Source organism: Pseudomonas sp. TCU-HL1 (assembly GCF_001708505.1).
GTDB lineage: Bacteria > Pseudomonadota > Gammaproteobacteria > Pseudomonadales > Pseudomonadaceae > Metapseudomonas.
Map to the genome: position 1 here is coordinate 1,834,249 of NZ_CP015992.1, position 21,265 is coordinate 1,855,513.

General features: G+C 64.8%; 20 protein-coding genes. 10 read left to right on the top strand and 10 right to left on the bottom strand.

The window, feature by feature from the left end:
* Positions 1–176: 176 nt before the first annotated feature.
* The 4 genes from phnE to THL1_RS08570 are packed head-to-tail and all read right to left on the bottom strand — an operon-like array spanning position 177 to position 3,413.
* Positions 177–941: a phosphonate ABC transporter, permease protein PhnE gene (phnE, locus tag THL1_RS08555; protein WP_069082867.1), complete on the bottom strand. Its 765-nt coding sequence runs from the start codon at positions 939–941 to the stop codon at positions 177–179.
* Positions 938–1,765, bottom strand: a complete 828-nt coding sequence (locus THL1_RS08560) for a PhnE/PtxC family ABC transporter permease (RefSeq protein ID WP_069082868.1) — start codon at positions 1,763–1,765, stop codon at positions 938–940. Before THL1_RS08560 ends, phnE begins: the two co-directional genes overlap by 4 nt.
* The gene (locus THL1_RS08565) at positions 1,759–2,565 is read right to left on the bottom strand and encodes a phosphonate ABC transporter ATP-binding protein (protein ID WP_069082869.1); all 807 of its coding nucleotides are present in this window, start codon (positions 2,563–2,565) and stop codon (positions 1,759–1,761) included. Before THL1_RS08565 ends, THL1_RS08560 begins: the two co-directional genes overlap by 7 nt.
* The gene (locus THL1_RS08570; protein ID WP_069082870.1) at positions 2,562–3,413 is read right to left on the bottom strand and encodes a putative selenate ABC transporter substrate-binding protein; all 852 of its coding nucleotides are present in this window, start codon (positions 3,411–3,413) and stop codon (positions 2,562–2,564) included. Before THL1_RS08570 ends, THL1_RS08565 begins: the two co-directional genes overlap by 4 nt.
* A gap of 125 nt (positions 3,414–3,538) precedes the next feature.
* Between THL1_RS08570 and THL1_RS08575 the strand changes: the two genes are divergently transcribed.
* From THL1_RS08575 to mnmH, 4 genes are all read left to right on the top strand, one after another.
* Positions 3,539–4,426, top strand: a complete 888-nt coding sequence (locus THL1_RS08575) for an NAD(P)-dependent oxidoreductase (RefSeq protein ID WP_069082871.1) — start codon at positions 3,539–3,541, stop codon at positions 4,424–4,426.
* The gene (locus tag THL1_RS08580) at positions 4,426–5,211 is read left to right on the top strand and encodes a hydroxypyruvate isomerase family protein (protein ID WP_069082872.1); all 786 of its coding nucleotides are present in this window, start codon (positions 4,426–4,428) and stop codon (positions 5,209–5,211) included. The genes THL1_RS08575 and THL1_RS08580 overlap by 1 nt, the downstream gene beginning before the upstream one ends.
* A 149-nt stretch (positions 5,212–5,360) precedes the next feature.
* Entirely contained in the window at positions 5,361–6,395 is a 1,035-nt protein-coding gene (gene selD, locus THL1_RS08585; RefSeq protein WP_069082873.1) for a selenide, water dikinase SelD, read from the top strand.
* Entirely contained in the window at positions 6,395–7,486 is a 1,092-nt protein-coding gene (gene mnmH / locus THL1_RS08590) for a tRNA 2-selenouridine(34) synthase MnmH (protein ID WP_069082874.1), read from the top strand. Before selD ends, mnmH begins: the two co-directional genes overlap by 1 nt.
* A gap of 270 nt (positions 7,487–7,756) precedes the next feature.
* Here the strand turns inward: mnmH and THL1_RS08595 are convergent, their stop codons facing one another.
* On the bottom strand, positions 7,757–9,958 hold the full coding sequence (locus THL1_RS08595) for a putative bifunctional diguanylate cyclase/phosphodiesterase (protein WP_069082875.1): 2,202 nt from the start codon (positions 9,956–9,958) through the stop codon (positions 7,757–7,759).
* 299 nt (positions 9,959–10,257) lie between these two features.
* Between THL1_RS08595 and THL1_RS08600 the strand changes: the two genes are divergently transcribed.
* Positions 10,258–11,583 carry a spinster family MFS transporter gene (locus tag THL1_RS08600; protein ID WP_069082876.1) on the top strand — a complete coding sequence of 442 codons (1,326 nt, stop codon included), beginning with the start codon at positions 10,258–10,260 and terminating at the stop codon, positions 11,581–11,583.
* A gap of 89 nt (positions 11,584–11,672) precedes the next feature.
* On the opposite strand, the gene rapA is transcribed toward THL1_RS08600, so the two are convergent.
* Entirely contained in the window at positions 11,673–14,522 is a 2,850-nt protein-coding gene (gene rapA, locus THL1_RS08605; RefSeq protein WP_069082877.1) for an RNA polymerase-associated protein RapA, read from the bottom strand.
* A gap of 155 nt (positions 14,523–14,677) precedes the next feature.
* Here rapA and THL1_RS08610 point away from each other — a divergent pair, with 155 nt between their 5' ends.
* The 5 genes from THL1_RS08610 (at position 14,678) to THL1_RS08620 (ending at position 17,382) form a co-directional block, all read left to right on the top strand.
* Positions 14,678–14,974: an aspartate-semialdehyde dehydrogenase gene (locus THL1_RS08610; protein WP_069082878.1), complete on the top strand. Its 297-nt coding sequence runs from the start codon at positions 14,678–14,680 to the stop codon at positions 14,972–14,974.
* 38 nt (positions 14,975–15,012) lie between these two features.
* Positions 15,013–15,606 (top strand): alpha-ketoglutarate-dependent dioxygenase AlkB family protein, encoded by a 594-nt coding sequence (locus THL1_RS08615; RefSeq protein WP_069086455.1) that lies wholly within the window; start codon positions 15,013–15,015, stop codon positions 15,604–15,606.
* On the top strand, positions 15,606–15,770 hold the full coding sequence (locus THL1_RS30290) for a hypothetical protein (RefSeq protein ID WP_145928275.1): 165 nt from the start codon (positions 15,606–15,608) through the stop codon (positions 15,768–15,770). Before THL1_RS08615 ends, THL1_RS30290 begins: the two co-directional genes overlap by 1 nt.
* A 265-nt stretch (positions 15,771–16,035) precedes the next feature.
* Positions 16,036–16,152, top strand: coding sequence for a cytochrome c oxidase subunit CcoM (ccoM, locus tag THL1_RS31175; RefSeq protein WP_280326068.1), 117 nt, complete (start codon positions 16,036–16,038; stop codon positions 16,150–16,152).
* 102 nt (positions 16,153–16,254) lie between these two features.
* Positions 16,255–17,382, top strand: coding sequence for a GNAT family N-acetyltransferase (locus tag THL1_RS08620; RefSeq protein ID WP_069082879.1), 1,128 nt, complete (start codon positions 16,255–16,257; stop codon positions 17,380–17,382).
* Here THL1_RS08620 and THL1_RS08625 read toward each other — a convergent pair whose 3' ends face one another.
* The 4 genes from THL1_RS08625 to THL1_RS08640 all read right to left on the bottom strand — a co-directional run bounded on the left by THL1_RS08625 (position 17,383) and on the right by THL1_RS08640 (position 21,259).
* Complete coding sequence (locus tag THL1_RS08625) at positions 17,383–17,667, bottom strand: DUF2790 domain-containing protein (protein WP_069082880.1); 285 nt, start codon at positions 17,665–17,667, stop codon at positions 17,383–17,385. It abuts the gene before it with no gap.
* Between the two features lie 346 nt (positions 17,668–18,013).
* Positions 18,014–19,846: an ABC transporter ATP-binding protein gene (locus THL1_RS08630; protein ID WP_069082881.1), complete on the bottom strand. Its 1,833-nt coding sequence runs from the start codon at positions 19,844–19,846 to the stop codon at positions 18,014–18,016.
* A 55-nt stretch (positions 19,847–19,901) separates the two neighbouring features.
* Complete coding sequence (locus THL1_RS08635; RefSeq protein WP_069082882.1) at positions 19,902–20,456, bottom strand: peptidylprolyl isomerase; 555 nt, start codon at positions 20,454–20,456, stop codon at positions 19,902–19,904.
* Positions 20,450–21,259 carry an alpha/beta fold hydrolase gene (locus THL1_RS08640; RefSeq protein ID WP_069082883.1) on the bottom strand — a complete coding sequence of 270 codons (810 nt, stop codon included), beginning with the start codon at positions 21,257–21,259 and terminating at the stop codon, positions 20,450–20,452. The genes THL1_RS08635 and THL1_RS08640 overlap by 7 nt, the downstream gene beginning before the upstream one ends.
* Positions 21,260–21,265: the final 6 nt, after the last annotated feature.

The window sequence follows — 21,265 nt, forward strand, 5'->3', positions numbered from 1 at the left end:
TCGCTTCGCTCAACCGCATCCTACGACTGCGGAGTTGGCCGTAGATGGTGCGGGCGGCGTTCCGCTAGAGCGAAGCGAAACCCAACGAGTGGGGGCGGGTTGAACCGCCAATGTTGGGCCTCGCGCAGCTCGGACCAACCCACGGATGCAGGTCGGGGTCGACTCCCGCATTCACCTCAAGCGCTGACCCAGCGCTGGCGCATCCAGCCGCTCAGGGCATCCACCCCCAGTACCAGCACCAGCATGGCGATGATCACGCTGGACGCTTGCGCCTCCTGGAACAGGCTGAGGCTCATGTAAAGCATCTGCCCCAGACCGCCGGCACCGACGAATCCGAGCACGCTGGCCATGCGGATGTTGTTCTCCCAGCGATAGAGCATGTAGGCCACCAGTTGCGGCCAGACGCTGGGCAGGGTGCCGTAGCAGAACGCCGCGACACGCCCGCCACCGTTCAGGCGAATGGATTCGGCGGGTTCCGGCTGGGTGTTCTCCAGGGCTTCGGCGAACAGACGGCCCAGTACCCCAGCGGTGTGCAGGGCCAGGGCCAGCGTGCCGGCATTCGGGCCGAGGCCGGCGGCCAGCACCATCAGGGCAGCCCAGACCAGCTCCGGTACGGCGCGCAGGGCGTTCAGCACCAGGCGCGCGACACCCTGGGCCAGGCTGCCGAAACGGCCGGCAGCAGGCAGCGCGAAGAGTAATCCCAGCAGTGCTGCCAGCAAGGTGCCGAGGGCCGACATGGCCAGGGTTTCCAGCGCGCCCCAGCCAATGGCCTTGAGGTGCGTGGCGGACAGGTCAGGTTGGAGGAAGCGCGCGGCGTAACTGCCCATCTGTTGTAGGGCATCGCCGCTGACAAGGGCACCCAGATCGATGCCCAGCCCTATAAAGGAAGCGATCACCGCGCCCAGCAAGGCCAGGATCACCAGGATATTGCCCGCCTTCACGCGAACCTCCCGCGCAGGAAGCGACTGAGCTGATCCGCCAGCAGCACCAGGGCCAGGAAGGTCAGCAGCATGCTGGCCACTTCACCGCCGGCGAACATGCGCATGGACAGGTCCATCTGCTGGCCCAGGCCGCCGGCCCCCACAAAGCCCATGACCACCGAGGCACGCACTGCGCACTCCCAGCGGTAGACGGTGTAGGAAATCATCTCCGCCGCCGCGCTTGGCAATACGCCGTAGGCGAAGGCAGCCAGGCGCGGGCCGCCAGCGGCGAGCAGGGCGCGGGTGGGGCGCGGGTCGACGGACTCGAAGATTTCCGCATAGACCTTGCCGAGCATGCCGCTGTAGGTGATGGCGATGGCCAGTACTCCGGCGGTGGGGCCCAGGCCCACGGCGCGAACGAACAGCAGCGCCCAGACGATTTCCGGCACGCTGCGCAGGAAGATCAGCAGCCCGCGCACTGGCCAGCGCAGAGCCTGGGCCCACCAGGCCGGGCGGCCGCCGCGGTGCAGGGCGGACAGCGACAGGGCGCGGCTGGCCAGAAGCGAGGCGGGCAGGGCAATCAGCAGCGCCAGGCTCATGCCAGCGGTGGCGATGGCCAGTGTCTCCAGGGTGGCGCGGCCGAGCAGGTGGAGGAATTCCTCGCCGTGCTCGGGGGGCCAGAAGGCGGAGAGGAACTGCCCCATGGTGCGAGCATTGCCTTCGTCCAACAGCACGGCCGGATTCAGCTCGCTCAACCGCAGGCCCGGCCAGAGCAGGGCCAGGGCGAGGACGGTGAGCAGCAGCCGGGGCAGGGCCGCAGGATCGCGGGGGGCGGATTTCAGCATCGCGGAATATGCAGGATGGGGGCCGCCACGGGCGCTGAGGACGGCAGGTCGCCGTGCAGTTGCTCGTTGGCATACAGCGCGTTCAGGTCGGCCTGGCTCACGGCTTCTCGCGGGCGATCGAAGGCGATGCGGCCGTCGCGTACACCGACGATGCGCGGGAAGTGCTCCAGCGCCAGTTCCACCGCGTGCAGGCTGGCCAGCAGGGTGACGCCACGGCGGCTGGCATCGGCGCAGAGCACGCCAAGGGTGTGGTCGGCCAGCACCGGGTCCATGGCGGAGACGGGTTCGTCGGCGAGGATCAGTTCCGGTGCCTGGTAGAGCACGCGGGCGATGCCGACCCGCTGCAACTGGCCGCCGGAGAGCTGGTCGCAGCGCTCGAAGAGTTTGTCGGAAAGGTCCAGCCGCGCCAGGGCGGCTTGCGCACCGGCACTGTCCAGCGGATGCAGCAGGCTGAACAGCCCCTTGGCCAGGGACCATTGGCCGAGCTTGCCGGCCAGTACCGCCGTGACCACCCGCTGGCGGGGTGGCAGCGGCGGCGCCTGGTGGATCAGGCCGATGCGTGCGCGCAGGCGCTGGCGGGCACCGGCAGACAGAGACCAGGGCGCCGCGCCGAGCAGCTGGAGCTGCCCGGCGGCGGGTTTCAGGCTGGTGGCGAGCAGCCGCAGCAGACTGGTCTTGCCGGCACCGGAGGGGCCGATGATGGCCACCCGTTCGCCGTTGCCAACGAGCAGGTCGATGCCGTTGAGCGCAGGCTGGCCGTTGGCGTGGACCAGGTCCACGCCGTGCAGCGCGAGGCTCACTTCAACAGGCCGGCCGAGCGTGCGGCTTCCTCGATGCCCTCATAGTTCTCGGGTTTGGTCGGAATGAAACGGGAAGCGGCCTGCAGGTCGAGGATCGCCTTGTGCTCCGGGTTGGCCGGGTCGAGGGCGAGGAAGGCCTGCTTGATCTTCTCGGCCAGGGCCGGGTCCAGGGTGCCGCGCACGGTCCAGTTGTAGTCGTAGTAGGTCGGGGTGGTCGCGAAGACCTTCACCTTGCTAGTGTCGACCTTGCCGGCATCCACCAGCTTCTGCCAGACGCTGGCGTTGAGCACGCCGCCGTCGACCTTGCCGGCCTGAACCCAGGCGACGGTGGCGTCGTGGGCACCGGAGTAGGCAACGCGGGAGAAGAACTGCTCGGGAACGATACCGTCCTTCTGCATGAAGTAGCGCGGCATCAGGCTGCCGGAGGTGGAAGACACCGAGCCGAAGGCGAAGGTCTTGCCCTTGAGATCCTGCAGGGAGTTCACCGCCGGGTCGGCGGTGATGAACTTGCTGGTGAACTTCTCGTCCTGCTCACGCTGCACCAGGGGGATGGCGTTGCCGGTCTTCAGGCGCGTCTGGACGAAGGTGAAGCCGCCGAGCCAGGCCATGTCCAGGCGGTCGGCCGCCAGGGATTCGACCACGGCGGCGTAGTCGGCCACGGGCACGAACTCGACCTTCATGCCTAATTGCTGCTCAAGGTAAGCACCGAGAGGCTTGAACTTGCGCAGCAGTTCAGTGGGGGCTTCGTCGGGAATGGCCGAAACCTTGAGGGTGTCGGCGGCCTGGGAAATGACAGCGGACAGGGACAGAGCGATACCGGCCGCGAGGGCCAAAGTGCGTTTGAACATGGGATTCTCCGGTTCAATAGCGGAAAAGGCAGGCGGATTATAGTGGCCACCCGTTAGCTTGGAAGCTTCACGTTGCTGGCCAGGCGTTTAAGATGTGCAATTCGCCAACTGCCTGGAGTCTTGGCATGACCGCTTCCCTGCCTTCCATCGCCTTCGCCGGCATCGGCCTGATGGGCCTGCCCATGACCCGCCGCCTGCTGGCCGCCGGCTTTCCGCTGACCGTGTGGAATCGCTCCCCTGATAAGTGCGCCCCTTTGCTGGAGCAGGGCGCCCGTCGTGTGAAGACGCCGGCCGAGCTGTGCGCCGAGGCGGATATCGTGATGCTTTGCCTGGCCGACACCCGCGTGGTGCGCAAGGTGGTCTTCGGTGAGGGCGGCATTGTCGAAGGCGCCAAGCCCGGTCAGTTGTTGGTGGATTTCTCCAGCCTGGAGCCGGCTGCCACCCGCGAAATGGCCGCCGAGCTGGAATCGCGCAGCGGGATGCGCTGGATGGATGCGCCGGTCTCCGGTGGCACCTCCGGTGCCGAAGCCGGCACCCTGGCGATCATGGCCGGCGGTCATCAGGACGATGTGGAACGGGTGCGCCCGATCCTGGCTCACCTGGGCCAGCGGCTGACCCGCATGGGCGGGATCGGCGCCGGCCAGGTGACCAAGGTGTGCAACCAGATGATCGTGGCCTGCAATGCCCTGGTGATTGCCGAAGTGGTCGCCCTGGCGGAAAAAGCCGGCGTGGACGCCAGCCTGATCGCCCCGGCCCTTGCCGGTGGTTTCGCCGACTCCAAACCGCTGCAGATCCTGGCGCCGCAGATGGCCGAGAGCCATTTCGAACCCATCAAGTGGCACGTGCGCACGCTGCTGAAAGACCTGGACACCGCGGTGCGTCTGTCCCGCGAGCATGATTCGGCCACGCCGCTCAGCGCTCTGGCTGCCCAACTGATGCGTCTGCACGGTAGCCAGGGCAACCTGGAGCGCGATCCGGCTACGCTGGTGGAAATGTATCGGGAGAACCTGTGATGAAGATTGCCGCCAACCTGTCCCTGCTGTTCACCGACCGACCGCTGATCGAGCGCGTCATCGCTGCCCGCGTTGCTGGATTCGACGGTGTCGAGGTGCAGTTTCCCTATGAGTTGCCGGCGATCCGCATGAAGGAAGTGCTGGAGGCGGCCGGCCTGCCGTTGATTCTGTTCAACCTGCCGGCCGGCGACCTGATGGAAGGTGGCCCTGGCCTTGCCGCCGTGCCGGAGCGGCAGGAACAATTCGACGACGCACTGGAGCAGGCCCTGAGCTACGCCGCGATGACGCGCCCGCGCTTCGTCAATGTGCTGGCCGGGCGCAAGGCTGACGGGGTGAGTCGAGAGCGGGCCCTGGCCTGTCTGGCCGCCAACCTGCGCAAGACTGCCGAAGCCTTTGCCGTGCTGCGCATTGGCGTGGTCTGCGAGGCGATCAATTCGCTGGATATGCCGGGTTTCCTGATCAACACGCCGGAGCAGCTGGATGAGCTGTTGCGCGACGTGGACCATCCCAACCTCAGCGCCCAGTACGACCTCTACCATATGGCTCGCCAGGGCGTGGACGCGGCGGCGGGTATTCGCCTGCTGGCCGGCCGCATCGGCCATGTGCAGTTCGCCGACTGCCCCGGTCGCGGTGAGCCGGGCACGGGTAAAACCGACTTCGGCCCGGCCCTGCGCGCCCTGCAGGAAGATGATTACCCCGGCTGGATGGGCGCCGAATACAAGCCCACCGGCGTAACTGCCGATACCCTCGGCTGGTTGCCGGAGTGGAAGGCCAGGCTGGCTTGAGCTGGCAAGTGCGCATTTTGTAGGGGCGAATTCATTCGCCAAGGGACGCATAGCGGCCCCGGTGGAACTCCCAGGGCAGGCCGTTAGCCTGCTTGGCGAATGAATTCGCCCCTACAGGAAATTGATTTCGCTTTTGTAGAGAGACCCAGATGACCGAACCCATCCGCCTCACCCAGTACAGCCACGGCGCGGGCTGCGGCTGCAAGATTTCCCCCAAGGTGCTGGAAGTGATCCTCGCCGGCAGCGGCGCGCAGAACCTCGATCCTAAGCTCTGGGTGGGCAACGCCTCCAAGGACGACGCGGCGGTCTACGCCCTGGACGAGGAGCGCGGTGTGGTATCCACCACCGATTTCTTCATGCCGATTGTCGATGATCCCTACGATTTCGGCCGTATTGCCGCGACCAATGCGATCAGCGACATCTACGCGATGGGGGGCGACCCGCTGATGGCCATTGCCATCCTCGGTTGGCCGGTGAACCTGCTGCCGCCGGAAGTGGCACGCGAAGTGATTCGCGGTGGCCGTTCGGTGTGTGACGAGGCCGGCATTCCCCTGGCCGGCGGGCATTCCATCGACGCGCCCGAACCGATCTTCGGCCTGGCCGTCACCGGTGTGGTGGATAAACGCAACATGAAGCGCAACGACACCGCCACCGCAGGCTGCAAGCTCTACCTGACCAAGCCGCTGGGAATCGGCATCCTCACCACCGCCGAGAAGAAGGGCAAGTTGCGCGAATCCGACGTGAGCCTGGCCCGCGACTGGATGTGCACCCTGAACAAGCCGGGCAGCCGTTTCGGCAAGCTGGCGGGCGTCACGGCCATGACCGACGTGACCGGGTTCGGCCTGCTAGGCCACCTGGTTGAAATGGCCGATGGCAGCGGCCTCACTGCACGCATCGACTACGCCAAGGTGCCCAGCCTGCCAGGCGTGGAGTACTACCTGGAGCAAGGCTGCGTGCCCGGCGGCACCCTGCGTAACTTCGACAGCTACGGCCATCGCCTGGCGCCGCTGGCCGAGGTGCAGAAACTGCTGCTCTGCGACCCGCAGACCAGCGGCGGGCTGCTGGTGGCGGTGACTCCGGAAGGGGAGGCGGAGTTTCTCTCCGTGGCCGAGGAACTGGGCCTGCAGCTTGCGCCCATCGGCCAGCTGCACGAGCGACAGAGTCTTGCGGTCGAGGTGTTCTGATGCGCCCGGATACCGCCGATTACCGCGAAATCTTCCTCAACGACCTGCCGATGATGGATGCCCGCGCCCCCGTGGAGTTCGGCAAGGGCGCTTTCCCTCACACCGTTAACCTGCCGCTGATGACCGACGTCGAGCGGCAGAAGGTGGGCACCTGCTACAAGCAGTATGGCCAGGACGCGGCCATCGCTCTCGGCCACCAATTGGTCAGCGGCGCGATCAAGGCTGAGCGTATCGAGGCCTGGGCGGCCTTTGCCCGAGCCAATCCCCATGGCTACCTCTACTGCTTCCGTGGCGGACTCCGTTCGCAGCTGGTCCAGCAGTGGCTGAAGACCGACGCGGGCATCGAGTACCCGCGGGTGAAGGGGGGCTACAAGGCGATGCGGACTTTCCTCTTGGAAACCACCCAGGATGCCGTGGCCCAATGCGATTTCGTGCTGGTGGGCGGACTGACGGGCACCGGCAAGACCGATGTGATCGCCCAGCTGCCCAACAGCCTGGACCTGGAAGGCCACGCCAATCACCGGGGCTCCAGTTTTGGCAAGCGCGCCACCCCGCAGCCGGTGCAGATCGATTTCGAGAACTACCTGTCCATCGACATCCTGAAGAAGCGCGCTGCGGGTCATCAGCAGTTCGTGCTGGAGGACGAAGGCCGCATCGTCGGCAGCTGCTCGGTGCCGCTGGAGCTGTACCAGGGCATGCAGGACTATCCGCTGGTCTGGCTGGACGACAGCTTCGAGGACCGTGTGGAGCGCATACTGCGTGATTACGTGGTCAACCTCTGTAGCGAGTTCATCGCCACCCATGGTGCCGAACACGGCTTCCCGCGCTTCGCCGAGCGGTTGCGCCAGAGCCTGGACAACATCGTCCGGCGCCTGGGCGGCGAACGCCACCAACGCATGGCAGCCCTGATGGATCAGGCATTGGTCGAGCAGGAAGCGTCCGGCAAGGTCGACTTGCACCGCGGCTGGATCGAAGGCCTGCTGCGCGAGTATTACGACCCCATGTACGCCTACCAGCGCGAGAGCAAGGCGTCGCGTATCGAGTTCGCCGGCGAACAGGCGGCGGTTCTGGAGTATCTGCGCCAGCGCTAGGGTTCGTGCGAAAAGTCGTCGAGCGAAGGTCAGGCAAGGTGCAATGACCATCGGGAGTAACAGCCGAAGGCTGGCCCGAAGGGTGAGCGCGAGCGAGTCAATCGGCCGAAGAAGCGCAGTTTACGCGTTGTAAATGAGCATTCTGATCGGACTCGCGCACGAGGCCGATTTCAACGCAGCATCACGCGCGAAGCCCCCAGGCACTTTTCGTACAGAGCCTAGGGCCCGTTCCGGGTTGGACGGTTTGCCTTCCCCCCGGCCCGGCGCACCTTACGCCGGACTCGAGTCCACGGGTCTCAGCGGCAGCACATTGCTGGTACCCAGCCCGTTGGGGTGATTCAGGACGTCTTCGATTGCCGCCAGCGGCTGGGGGCGGCTGAGCAGGTAGCCCTGGATGTAGTCGCAGCCATGGGCGCGAAGGAAGTCCAGTTGCTCGCGGGTCTCCACCCCTTCGGCCACCACCTGGAGATGCAGCGTATGGGCCATGCCGATGATGGCCTGGACGATTTCCATGTCGGCGTGGCTGCCGGGTATGTCCATGACGAAGGATCGGTCGATCTTCAGGGTGTCCAGGGGCAGGCGCTTCAGGTAGGCCAGGGATGAGTAGCCGGTGCCGAAGTCGTCGATGGAGATGGTCACACCCAGGTTGCGAATGCGTTCCAGCAGGTGCAGGGCCTGATTGACGTTACTCATGAGGGCGTTTTCAGTGACTTCCAGCTCCAGTCGCTGTGGGCGAATGCCGGTTTCCTTCAGGGCGCGCTGCACTTCATCCACCAATTCGTCGCGGCTGAGGTTCAGCGCCGAGCAGTTAACCGCCACGCGCAGTTCGTGGAAGCCCTGTGCGGCCAGGCTGGCAAGGTCGCGACAGGCACGGTGCAAGACCCAGGCATCCAGTTTGGCGATGAAGCCATTGGCCTCGGCGACGCCGATGAACCGGTCCGGAGGGAGCATGCCCAGTTGCGGGTGCTGCCAGCGCACCAGGGCTTCCAGCTTGGTGACCACGCCGCTGTGCAGGTCGAGGATGGGCTGGTAATGGAGGAGCAGACCCTCGTCCTTGGCCAGGGCCAGGTGCAGCTCCTCTTCCAGCTGCAGCTCGAAGGTGGCCTTGTTTTTCAGATGGCGGCTGAAGAAGTGCAGATTGTTGCGCCCGCTGCTCTTGGCCTGGTAGAGCGCGAGGTCCGCATGTTTAAGCAGCTCCTCGCAGGTTTCGCCATCGTCCGGGAAGAGGCTGATACCGATACTGGTGGTCATGGTGACGTTGCGGCCGGCGAGGGTGATCGGTTCCTTCATGCGCTGCATGATGCGCTGCGAAAGCGCTTTGGCCTCCACCAGGTTGCTCAGACCGGCCAGCACGCAGAATTCATCGCCTCCCAGCCGGGCGATGACATCGTCGCGGCGCAGTACGCTGCGCACCCGTTCGGCTACCACCTTGAGCAGCTCATCGCCAGCGTCGTGGCCGAGACTGTCGTTGACGCGCTTGAAGTGGTCCACGTCCAGGAACATCACCGCCAACGACTGCTTGAACTGTGCATGGGCGTGCAGCTTTTCAGCGAAGAATTCGTTGAACGCGCGGCGGTTGGGCAGGTTGGTCAGTGCGTCGAAGTGGGCGGCGTTCTGCAGCTTGGCCTTCACCTGCTCCAGTTCGTGAAGCAGGTTGCTGACATGCTGCAGGTCCAGTTCCTTGCGTTGCAGCTTCTTGTCGGCCCAGGCTACGCCCAGCGCACAGAGCAGCACCATGCCCGCAATCACCGAGAGGCTGAGCCCCAGTTGCAGGGCGTTGTCGGCGCGTTCGAGGTGCAGCTCGACGCCCGCCGGAACGGCCATCTGCAGGGCAAGCATGCCCGTGAAGTGCATGCTACAGATGGCCGCGCCCATGGCCAGGCTGGCGGGGACCTTCAGCAGTTGGTGGCCCTCTGTGCGCTCGCGGAAGAAGGCGGACATGAGGATGGCCGCCAGGCTGGCGGCGACGGCGACACCGATGGAGATCGCCACCATGCCGGGGTGGTAGTACTGGGTCGCGACCGAGCGGATGGCGGCCATGCCGCAATAATGCATCGCCGCGATGCCCAGGCCGACGGCCAGAGCGGCTGCGAATGCTTGACGAGGCTCTACCTTGGGGCGGCCGAGGGTGTACATGCCGACCAGGGAAGCAGCGACCACGATCAACAGGGAAAGGGCGGTGGTGGGGATGTCGTAATCGATGGTGACTGGTGCTTCGAACGCCAGCATTGCGATGAAATGCATCGCCCAGATGCCGCCTCCCAGGCAGCAGGCGCCCAACCAGCACCAGCGTCGTCGGGTTTCCGGCTGCTGGGCGTGGGCCACCCGCTCGGCCATGTCGAAGGCACAGTAGCCGGCGGCTGAAGCTACGAGGAACGCCAGCAGCACCAGCCAGCTGTTATGGGTGCAGGCCAACAGGATTTGACCGTCCGCAGGAAGCTCACTACTGAAACGCAGGCCCAGCCAATCCATAGACGGAATTCCCATGCAGGCGGTTCAAGAGCGGGGGAGGGAGTTGCTGGCACAATGCTGTCAGTGTAGCCAGTGTGGACGGCTGACCTTGCACGTGCGTACTCGGGCGCCAAACGGTCGTCAGGAGGGGATAGCTGGTATGGCGCAGGTCGTATGTCGAGCGCCCGCACCCTGGCAGCATTGGGTTACATAAATGCCACGAATTGTCGCAGACAGTGGCCAGCAGGACGCTCTAGATTGCAGCATTGAGCCCGGCTTGCGGTTATCCGGGCGCCTGACAACAACAACGAGACCGACTCATGCAACAATCTCCTCAAGCGGGCAATGCCTGGCGCGTGCTCTTCCTGCTGTTCCTGGCTAACCTGTTCAATTTCTTCGACCGGACCATCCCGGCCATCATCATCGAGCCGGTGCGCCATGAGTGGAGCCTGAGTGACTTCCAGCTGGGCCTGATCGGTACCGCCTTCACCCTGGTCTACGCCGTGGCCGGCGTGCCGCTGGGGCGCATGGCGGACACCGGCGCACGCAGGAAGATCATGGGCTGGGGCCTGGCGGTGTGGAGTGGGCTGACGGCTGTGAATGGTCTGGCCTGGAACTTCTGGAGCTTCCTGCTGGTGCGCATGGGCGTCGGTATCGGTGAGGCCAGTTATGCGCCTGCGGCCAACTCGCTGATTGGTGACCTGTTCCCGGCCCACAAACGCGCCCGCGCCATGGGCATCTTCATGCTGGGCCTGCCGCTGGGCCTCGTGCTGGCTTTCTTCACGATCGGCGCGATGGTCAAGGCGTTCGACAGCTGGCGCGCACCCTTCTTCATTGCTGCCGTGCCGGGGCTGCTCCTGGCGATCTTCATGTTCTTCATCAAGGAACCAGCCCGCGGTGCCGCGGAGTCGGTGCAGGTCGCCGTTACACCGCTGGACAAGCCGCTGCGTCGGGTCCTGGCGATTCGTACGTTCTGGTGGCTGACCCTGGCGGGACTGACCTACAACTTCGCCACCTACGCGACCAACTCCTTCATGGTGCCGATGCTGCAGCGCTACTTCCTGATGCCGCTGGAACAGGCGGCCATCGCGACCGGCATCATCACTGGCCTGACCGGGCTGGTGGGCTTGACCCTCGGTGGCTGGGTGGCAGACAAGGTTCACCAGAAATCCGAGCGTGGACGCCTGCTGCTGGCCGCCTTCAGCATGCTGGTGGCGGCGGTTTGCACCGGTTATGCGCTACTGGCCGGCCGGATCGAGATCGGGCTGTTCGTGGGCGTATTCAGCGTTGGCTGGCTGTTCGCCTACAACTTTTATACCTGCGTCTACACCGCCATCCAGGACGTGGTCGAACCGCGTCTGCGGGCGACGGCCATGGCGCTGTTCTTTGCCGGCCTCTACCTGCTGGGCGGCGGTCTCGGCCCAGTCGTGGTGGGCCTGCTGTCGGACCATTATTCCCAGGCCGCGATGCTGGTGGCGGGTGCCAGCGAGATGAACGAGACGTTCAAGGCCGTGGGGCTGCACAACGCGCTGTTCCTGGTGCCAGTCGCGCTCACCCTGACCATGCTGGCATTGTTCCAGGCCGCGCGTTGCTTCGTGCGGGATGCGGCGAGCATGCGCCAGGGGCTGGTGGCAGCTGCGGCCTGATAGTCGTCGACATCCGAATGTAAAACGGCCCGCGATTGCGGGCCGTTTCATTGAGCGTGTTGATTGCCAGGCAGCCCACGAACCGTCCGTCAGCCGGCCACCAGAACCCGGATCGACTCCAGGCGCAGGGCGGCCTTGTCCAGCAGTACGAGGCCTTCGTCGCGCTGGTGGCGCACGGCTTCAAGTTCACTGTCGCGCACGCTGGGGTTGACCGCCTGGAGCGCGGTGAGGCGCGCCAGTTCTTCATCCAGCTCGGCTTTCAGGCGACGCTGGGCCTCGGTCACGCGCTCGACGTGACGCGGGGCGACTTTGGCTTCAGCGGCGTTGATCTGGGCGGCGAGGACATCGCGCTGGGCCTGGACGAACTTGTTGGCGCTGCCGCGTGGCACGCTTTCCAGTTGATCGTTCAGGGTTTCGAAGCCGACCTTGGGCGCCAGGTCGTTGCCGTTGGCGTCCAGCAGGCAACGCAGGGCCTTGGGCGGCAGGAAGCGGCCCAGCTGCAAGCTGCGCGGGGCAACCACTTCGCTGACATAGAGCAGTTCCAGCAGCACGGTGCCAGGCTTGAGCGCCTTGTTCTTGATCAGGGCTACGGCGGTGTTGCCCATGGAGCCGGAGAGCACCAGGTCCATGCCGCCCTGCACCATGGGGTGTTCCCAGGTGAGGAACTGCATGTCTTCGCGGGACAGGGCCTGGTTGCGGTCGTAGGTGACTGTCACGCCCTCGTCATCGCCCAGGGGGAAGCCGGCGTCGAGCATCTTCTCCCCCGGCTTGAGCACCAGGGCGTTCTCGGAGTGGTCTTCGCTGTCGATACCGAAGGCTTCGAACAGGCTTTCCATATAAATAGGCAGGGCGAACTGGTCGTCCTGTTCGAGGATCTCCTCGACCAGGCGCTCGCCTTCGCCGGCACCGCCGGAATTGAGCTCCAGCAGACGGTCGCGGCCATTGTGCAGTTCGCCTTCCAGGCGCTTGCGCTCGGCTTCGGCTTCGTCGACCAGGGCTTGCCATTGGCTGTCGTCGCCACCGTCCAGCAGGGGCAGCAGGCGTGGGCCGAACTGGTGCTGCAGGGCGCTGCCAGTGGGGCAGGTGGCGAGGAAGGCGTTCAGTGCCTGGTGGTACCACTGGAACAGGCGTTCCTGCGGGCTGGTTTCCAGGTAAGGCACGTGCAGCTGGATGGTGTGCTTCTGGCCGATCCGGTCGAGACGGCCGATACGCTGCTCCAGCAGGTCCGGGTGGGCCGGCAGGTCGAACAGCACCAGGTGGTGGGCGAACTGGAAGTTGCGGCCTTCGGAGCCGATTTCAGAGCAGATCAGCACCTGGGCACCGAACTCCTCGTCCGCGAAGTAAGCGGCGGCGCGGTCGCGCTCGAGGATGCTCATTCCCTCGTGGAACACGGTGGCGGGGATGCCGGAGCGCACGCGCAGGGCATCTTCCAGGTCCAGGGCGGTCTCGGCGTGGGCGCAGATCACCAGGACCTTGAACCTCTTGAGCATCTTCAGGGTGTCGATCAACCATTCCACGCGCGGGTCGAAGCGCCACCAGCGCTCGGAGTCGTCGCTGCTGTCCTGCTGGGACTGGAAACTGACCTCCGGGTACAGGTCAGGGTGCTCGCCGATGGGCAGCTCCATGTACTCGGACGGGTTGGGCAGCGGGTAGGGGTGCAGCTGGCGCTCGGGGAAGCCCTGTACGGCGGCGCGGGTGTTGCGGAACAGCACGCGGCCGGTGCCATGGCGGTCCAGCAGTTCGCGTACCAGTCGCGGCGCGGCTTCGGTGTCGCCAGCGGCCAGGGCCTGGAGCAGGCCTTCGCCTTCTTCGCCCAGGAAGCCCTTGATGGTGGCTTCAGCCTTGTCGCTCAGGCGACCCTGGTCCAGCAGTTCCTGGACGGCTTCGGCCACCGGACGGTAGTTGGCGCTTTCGGCGCGGAAGGCGTCCAGATCGTGGAAGCGGCTCGGGTCCAGCAGGCGCAGGCGCGCGAAGTGGCTTTCCAGGCCCAGTTGTTCCGGGGTCGCGGTCAGCAGCAGCACCCCGGGGATGATCTCGGCCAGTTGCTCCACTAGGCGGTATTCGGGGCTCGCCTGCTCCGGGTGCCAGACCAGGTGGTGGGCTTCGTCGACCACGAGCAGGTCCCAGCCAGCGGCAAAGGCCGCGTCCTGGGCACGCTCGCTTTCTTTCAGCCACTCCAGCGAAACCAGGGCCAACTGGGTGTCTTCGAAGGGGTTGCTGGCATCGCTTTCGGCAAAGCGCTCGGCGTCGAACAGGGCCACTTGCAGGTTGAAGCGGCGGCGCATTTCCACCAGCCACTGGTGCTGGAGGTTTTCCGGGACCAGGATCAGCACCCGGCTGGCGCGGCCGGAAATCAGCTGGCGATGGATCACAAGGCCCGCTTCGATGGTCTTGCCCAGCCCCACTTCGTCGGCCAGCAGTACGCGCGGCGCAACGCGATCGGCCACTTCACGGGCAATGTGCAATTGGTGGGCGATGGGCTGGGCGCGAGCGCCGGAGAGGCCCCAGAGCGGGGACTGCAGCTGGCGGGAGTTGTGCTCCAGGCTGTGATAGCGCAGGGCGAACCAGTTCAGCGGGTCGATCTGGCCGGCGAACAGGCGGTCGCTGGCCAGGCGGAACTGGATGAAGTTGTTCAGCTGGGTTTCCGGCAGGGTCCGGGGCTCGTTCTGAGCGGTGATGCCGTGGTAGACCAGCAGGCCGTCGATGTCTTCGACTTCCTGGACGTTGAGCTTCCAGCCATCGAAGTGAGTGATTTCGTCGCCAGGGGCGAATCGCACACGGGTCAGGGGCGCGTTGCGCAGCGCATACTGGCGGGTTTCGCCAGTCGCCGGGTAGAGCACTGTAAGCAGGCGTCCATCCGTTGCCAGGATGGTTCCGAGCCCCAGTTCCGCTTCGCTGTCACTGATCCAGCGTTGCCCCGGTTCATACTGCTGCGCCATGCGTGTCTCCCTGTTGTGAAAAAAGCCGGCTATGGTAACGGAACGCAATGCGCAGGGCGACGCCAGATGCGGGCCGTATGTCCGCAAAAGTGTAGCGAGCGGCGGTAAAGAAGCGCCCAATGCGGCCGACAGACTGACCAAAGGAGGGCTTCATCATGTTGCCACCCATTCCCCAGGGTCTGGTCCCTGTCACTGCCCAGCAGGACGTGGTCAAGCCACGCCCGGACATCCCGCCGGTCACGCCGATGCAGGAGAGCGCCCAGGAAAGCTCCGTCGGCCTGGACAAGCGCCATCCCCAGGAAACCGAGGAGTTGCTGCGCGAAGAGCAGCGCCGTCGCCAGCGGCGTGGCTATACACCACAGGAACTGGCTGCGGGGGATGTGGCAGAGGAAGACCAGGCCGTTCTGGAGGAGCTGCCGAGGCAGGGACTGTGGGTGGATGTGGAGGTCTGAGGCAGAATGAGCCATCTCCCTTGCTGAAGCCGACGCCGGTGGACCTGTTCGACGATATCCCCCTCCAGCTGCCCGACGCCGAACTGCGCTACGAGCCGCACTTCCTCTCCCCGAGCGAAGCCCGCGACTGGCTGGAACGGCTGGTGGCCGAGACGCCCTGGGACCAGCCCCAGGTCTACCTCCATGGCCGCTATTATCCGGTTCCGCGCCTTGTGGCCTGGTACGGCGACCCGGAGGCGAGCTACCGCTATTCCGGCCTGACTCACCAACCTTTGCCCTGGACGCCGCTGCTGGCGGAAATTCGTGCGCGCGTCGAGCAAGCCGCAGGGCAGACGCTCAATGGGGTGTTGCTCAACTACTACCGCGACGGCCAGGACTCAATGGGCTGGCACAGCGACGACGAGCCGGAGTTGGGGCGCAATCCGTTGATCGCGTCCCTCAACCTGGGCGGCACCCGCCGTTTCGACTTGCGCCGCAAGGGCGCGAGCCGCGTCGAACACTCCCTGGAACTGGGCAATGGTGCGCTACTGGTCATGAGCGGGCCGACGCAGCATTATTGGCAACATCAGGTGGCGAAGACCCGTACCCCTTGCGCCCCCCGACTCAATCTCACTTTCCGCTGGATCCGCTGATGAGCAACGACGACAACCTGATCGACTTCGGCGCCGAGCGCGACAAGCGCATCCACGACCTCAACGACAAGCGCCTCAACGACATGCGCAAGGCATTCGAGCAGGCGATGCCCCTTTCGCTGCCCAAGGGCAAGAAGGGCGGCAAGAAGACGAAGAAGCGCTGAGGCTGCCCGGCCTTCCCCCGGCGACCCTCCGAGATCCTGTCCACCTCTTTGTGGGAGCGAATTCATTCGCGAATGAATTCGCTCCCACAAGACAGCTTTCCCCCCTTCCCCTTGTCTCACACCTTCCGAAAATTGACCTGGATCAGTATCCCGCCAGCCTTCTTGCAGGCCCATGGAGGCGATTGATCCAGATCAATTTTCCGCCCCTGCCGTGCGAGTAACTTGAACCCATCGAAGCAACAACGCCAAACGCAGGAGGCACATGATGTTCGTCGATGTAGTGGTTCTCGCCGGTATCGGCACCGTCGGTCTCATGGTCGCCTTCTTCGCCGGTGTTGGTTACTTCATCTGGAAGGACTCGCACAAACGCAAGCCGCGTTGAGTTCTCTGGGTTTACAGGCACGCAAGGCACCTCGGGCGACTTCGGTCGCCCATTTTTTTGTCCCCGCTTTTCTTCCATCGCGGCCCGCGCCAGACTGGCGCCATGCCGATCCAGACTCTTTTCCGCCTCGACGAACTCGACCCGCAGCACTGGGATGCCCTGCTGCCGGACGACCAGCCCTTTTTACGCCATGCCTTTCTTTCGACCCTGGAGGAAAGTGGCAGTGTGGGCGGCCGCAGCGGCTGGCACCCGGCGCACCATCTTTTGCGTGGCGCGTCGGGTGAATTGAGGGCCGCACTGCCGGCTTACCTCAAGAGTCATTCCTACGGCGAATACGTGTTCGACTGGAGCTGGGCCGATGCCTGCCAGCGCGCCGGCATCCGTTATTACCCGAAGTTGCTGGCCGCAGTGCCTTTCACCCCGGTCGGCGGGGCGCGGCTATTGGCGGTGGATGATTCGGCGGCGAGGGAACTGCTGGATGCCGTCGTCGCCGATGTGAGCGCCGATGGGTTGTCCGGGCTGCACATCAATTTCACCGACGCCTTTGCCGATCGCCATCTGCATGGCCGCGAAGGTTGGCTGGAGCGCCTGGGTTGCCAGTTCCATTGGCGCAACCATGGTTATCGGGATTTCCAGGACTTTCTCGACGCGCTGAGCTCGCGTAAGCGCAAGCAGATCCGCAAGGAGCGAGAGCAGGTGGCGGGGCTGGGGATCGAGTTCCAGTGGCTGCAGGGGGATGCGCTGAGCGAGGCGGACTGGGATTTCGTCTACGCCTGCTATGCCAACACCTACCGGGTGCGTGGCCAGGCGCCTTATCTGACACGCACCTTCTTCAGCCTGCTGGCGGAGCGCATGCCGCAAGCCATTCGCGTTGTCCTGGCGCTGCAAAGCGGCCGGCCGGTGGCCATGGCGTTCTCGCTACGAGGCGGCGATACCCTGTACGGGCGCTACTGGGGGTGTCTGGCGGAGTTCGATCGGCTGCACTTCGAGACGTGCTTCTACCAGGGCATCGACCAGGCCATTGTCACGGGGCTCCAGCGCTTCGATGCCGGGGCCCAGGGTGAGCACAAGTTGATTCGGGGATTCGAGCCGGTGATCACCCGCTCCTGGCACTGGCTGGCCCATCCTGGCTTACGTGCCGCGGTGGACGATTTCCTGGTGCAGGAGCGGGGAGGGGTGCTGGCCTACGCCGAGGAGGCGCGAGACCTGCTGCCCTATCGGCGGGACTGATCAGCCGATCTGAGTGGGTTCGGGGGTGGCGGTGTTGCCGCCCCACTCGAGGAAGCGGATTTTGTGGACTTCACCTTCGCTGTCTTCGTAGACGAGGGTGACGGGCACTACGCCTGTTTTCCCGGACGTGTCGGTGCGGTGCAGCACCTTCTGAATATCGACGTCCATCCCGTAGTGGTAATCCACCGGCGCGAGGCCGGAGCCTTGATTCTGAATGCCTTCCTGGGCGAATACGCTGGGTGCGAGGCTAGTGAGCAGGGCGCTTACAACCGAGGCCATTTTCATAGGGCTTGTATTCCTCTGTTGGGTTTCGCTGACAAGGGACTTTATCTGACCGACTGAGAACGGTTAGTTCAGCGCTGCGTTCCGATGACCCCGCTTTGATCGTTTTTTGATCGCCCTGAATCGCCCGTGTTTGAGGTGCTGCGACCGTTTGTCGCAGATGCGGAAATTTTCTCCTTTCTGGTCTAGCGAAGCGCTCTCTCCATGCCGGCAGCACCACTGGTCGTGGTGCACGAGTGCGGGATTCGAAGGGGCACGGGCTAGGAGGGGTGACGCCGGGAAAACCGGGAGCGGGTGCGCATGGCGCACCCGGCTGGGCAGCAGGTCCACGCTCCAGGAACATGGATGTTCACTCCACGCCGACGAAACCACCCGTCTGGTGCTGCCAGAGGCGTGCGTACAGGCCTCCGTGCTCCAGCAGCTGCGCGTGGGTGCCGCTTTCCACTACCCGCCCCTTGTCCAGCACCACCAGGCGGTCCATGCGGGCGATGGTGGAAAGCCGGTGTGCGATCGCGATCACCGTTTTTCCGCGCATCAGGGTTTCCAGGCTTTCCTGGATGGCTGCTTCCACTTCCGAGTCCAGTGCCGATGTCGCTTCGTCGAGGATCAGGAGGGGCGCGTCCTTGAGCAGGACGCGGGCGATGGCGATGCGCTGGCGCTGGCCGCCCGAGAGTTTGACGCCGCGTTCGCCAACGTGGGCGTCGAAGCCGCGCCGGCCGCTGGCATCCGAGAGCAGCGGGACGAACTCATCGGCGCGGGCTTTGCGCACGGCATCCATCAACTCGGCGTCGCTGGCGCCGGGGCGGCCGTAGCGCAGGTTGTCACGGATGGAGCGGTGCAGCAGCGAGGTGTCCTGAGTGACCATGCCAATCTGCGCCCGCAAGCTTTCCTGGGTCACCTGGGCGATGTCCTGGCCGTCGATGAGAATGTGCCCACCTTCCAGGTCGTAGAGCCGCAGCAGCAGGTTGACCAGGGTGGACTTGCCGGCGCCGGAGGGGCCCACCAGGCCAATCTTCTCGCCTGGCCGCACGCGCAGGTCGAGCCCCTCGATCACGCCGCTGCCCTTGCCGTAGTGGAAGCTGACGCGTTCGAAGCGCACTTCGCCCTGCTGGACCTGGAGCGGTTTGGCGTTCGTGTGGTCGGTCACCTGGCGCGGCACCGCGATGGTCTGCATGCCATCCTGGACCTGGCCGACATTGTCGAAGATGCCGGTGACCACCCACATGATCCAACCGGACATGTTGATGATGCGGATAACCAGGCCAGTGGCCAGGGCGATGGCGCCGACGCTGATCAGCTCCTGGTTCCACAGCCAGAGTGCCAGACCGCAGGTGCTGACGATCAGCAGGCCGCCCATGATGGTGATGGTGGCGTCCATCGTGGTGATCACCCGCGCCATCGCCTGGGTCTTGCGGGTCTGATCGCCGATGGCTTCGCGGGCATAGTCCTCCTCCTCGCGGGTGTGGGCGAAGAGCTTGAGGGTGGTGATGTTGGTATAACCGTCGACGATGCGCCCCATCAGTTTCGAGCGGGCGTCGGAAGACTCCACCGAGCGTTGCTTGACCCTGGGCACGAAGTAGGCGATCGCCGCGATGTAGCCGATGATCCAGGCCGCCAGCGGCAGCATCAGGCGCCAGTCGGCCTCGGCGAACAGGACCAGTGAACTGACCGCGTAGACCAGTACGTGCCAGAGGGCATCCACCGCCTGCACCGCCGAATCGCGCAGGGAGTTGCCCGTCTGCATGATGCGCTGGGCGATGCGCCCGGCGAAGTCATTCTGGAAGAAGCCGAGGCTCTGTTTGAGCACGTAGCGGTGGTTTTGCCAGCGGATCAGGTTGGTCAGGCTGGGGTTGATGGTCTGGTGCACCAGCAGGTCATGCAGGCTGTTGAACAGCGGCCGCAATATCAGGGCTACAACGGCCATCCACAGCAGTTCTGTGCCGTGCCGCTGGAAGAGTTCGCCCGCGGGTGTGGCTTGCGCCAGGTCGACGATGCGGCCGAGGAAGCTGAACAGCGCCACTTCGATCAGGGCCACAATCAGCCCGACCAGCAGCAGGGCGCTGAAGATCGGCCAGACCTGGCGCAGGTAGTGGACGTAGAAGCGCAGCACGCTGCGCGGGGGCATTTCGTCTGGCGCCTGGCGGAATACGTCGATCAGGCGCTCGAAGCGTTGGAACAACATGGGGACCATCCTGGTAAAGGCCAGGGGGCCGGGCTTCCTGCCCGGCCCGCGGGGCTCAGAGGCGTTTTGCCGAGAGGATCACCACCGGCTTCAGCGGAACGTTCTGGTACATGCCGCGATTGCCGGTGGGCACGTTGGCGATCTGGTCGACGACGTCCATGCCGCGCACGACCTTGCCGAATACGGCGTAGCCGAAGTCGCGGCCGCCGTGGTCGAGGAAGGCGTTGTCCTTGTGGTTGATGAAGAACTGGCTGGTGGCCGAATCCACGACCTGGGTGCGGGCCATGGCCAGGGTACCGCGCAGGTTTTGCAAGCCATTGTCCGCTTCGTTCTTGATCGGCTCGCGGGTGTCTTTCTCGTTGAAGTCACCATCGAAGCCGCCGCCCTGGATCATGAATCCGGGAATGACGCGGTGGAACACGGTGCCGTTGTAGAAGCCGGCGTCCACGTAGTCGAGGAAGTTCTTCACGCTCGCCGGGGCCTTGTCGGCATCCAGTTCCACTTCGATCTCCCCGGCACTGGTGGTCAGCAGTACGTGGGGCTTGTCGGCGGCCAGCAGATTGAAAGAGACGAGCAGGGCGCAGGCGCCCAGGACGAGTTTTTTCAGCATGGTTTCGGGTCCTTGTTACGCTCCACTTCGGCCAGGAAGTCGAGCAGGGTGGCGTTGAATCGTTCGGGTTGGTCCAGCGGTGTGGCGTGGCGTGAGTTTTCGATGACGACCAGGCGCGCGTTCGGCAGTTCTTTCACATAGGTTTCCTTCTGCGCAACCGGGGTGTAGTCGCGATCGGCTGTGATCACCAGCGTCGGACAGAGGATACGCCCGAGGCGTTCGCGCACGCCCCAGCCGATGATGGCGTCGAGGGCACAGAGGTAGGCGCGCTTGTCGTTCTGCGGCCAGCGCTCCTCGATCTTGCGGCGCAGATCGGCCTGTTCGGGCAGCGGGAACAGCAGGCCGCCAAGGGCCTTGGCGATGCTGTCGAGGCTGAGCAGGCGCGAGAGTGTCCAGCGCTTGGCGATTTCCAGGAAATCCTTCGGTGAGCGGGGTTTGACCTCGGGGCCGCTGTTGACGATGGTCAGGCTTCTCAGCAGCTCCGGGTGATCGACGCCAAGCTGGAAGCCGATCATGCCGCCCATGCTGATGCCCACTAGATGCACGTCGACCAGTCCCAGATGCTCGATCAGGGCCGCCAGGTCATCGGCGAACATGGCGATGCTGTAGCGTTCGCGGGGCTTGTCGGAGCGGCCGTGGCCGCGCACATCGATGACGACGACCCGGTAATGCGCGGCAAGCGCAGGGACCTGATATTCCCAGTCACGGGTACTGGAGCCTAACCCGTGAACCAGCACCACCGGCATGCCATGACCGTAATCTTCGTAATGCAGCTGGCACCCGTCATTCTCGAAATAGGACATTGGCTG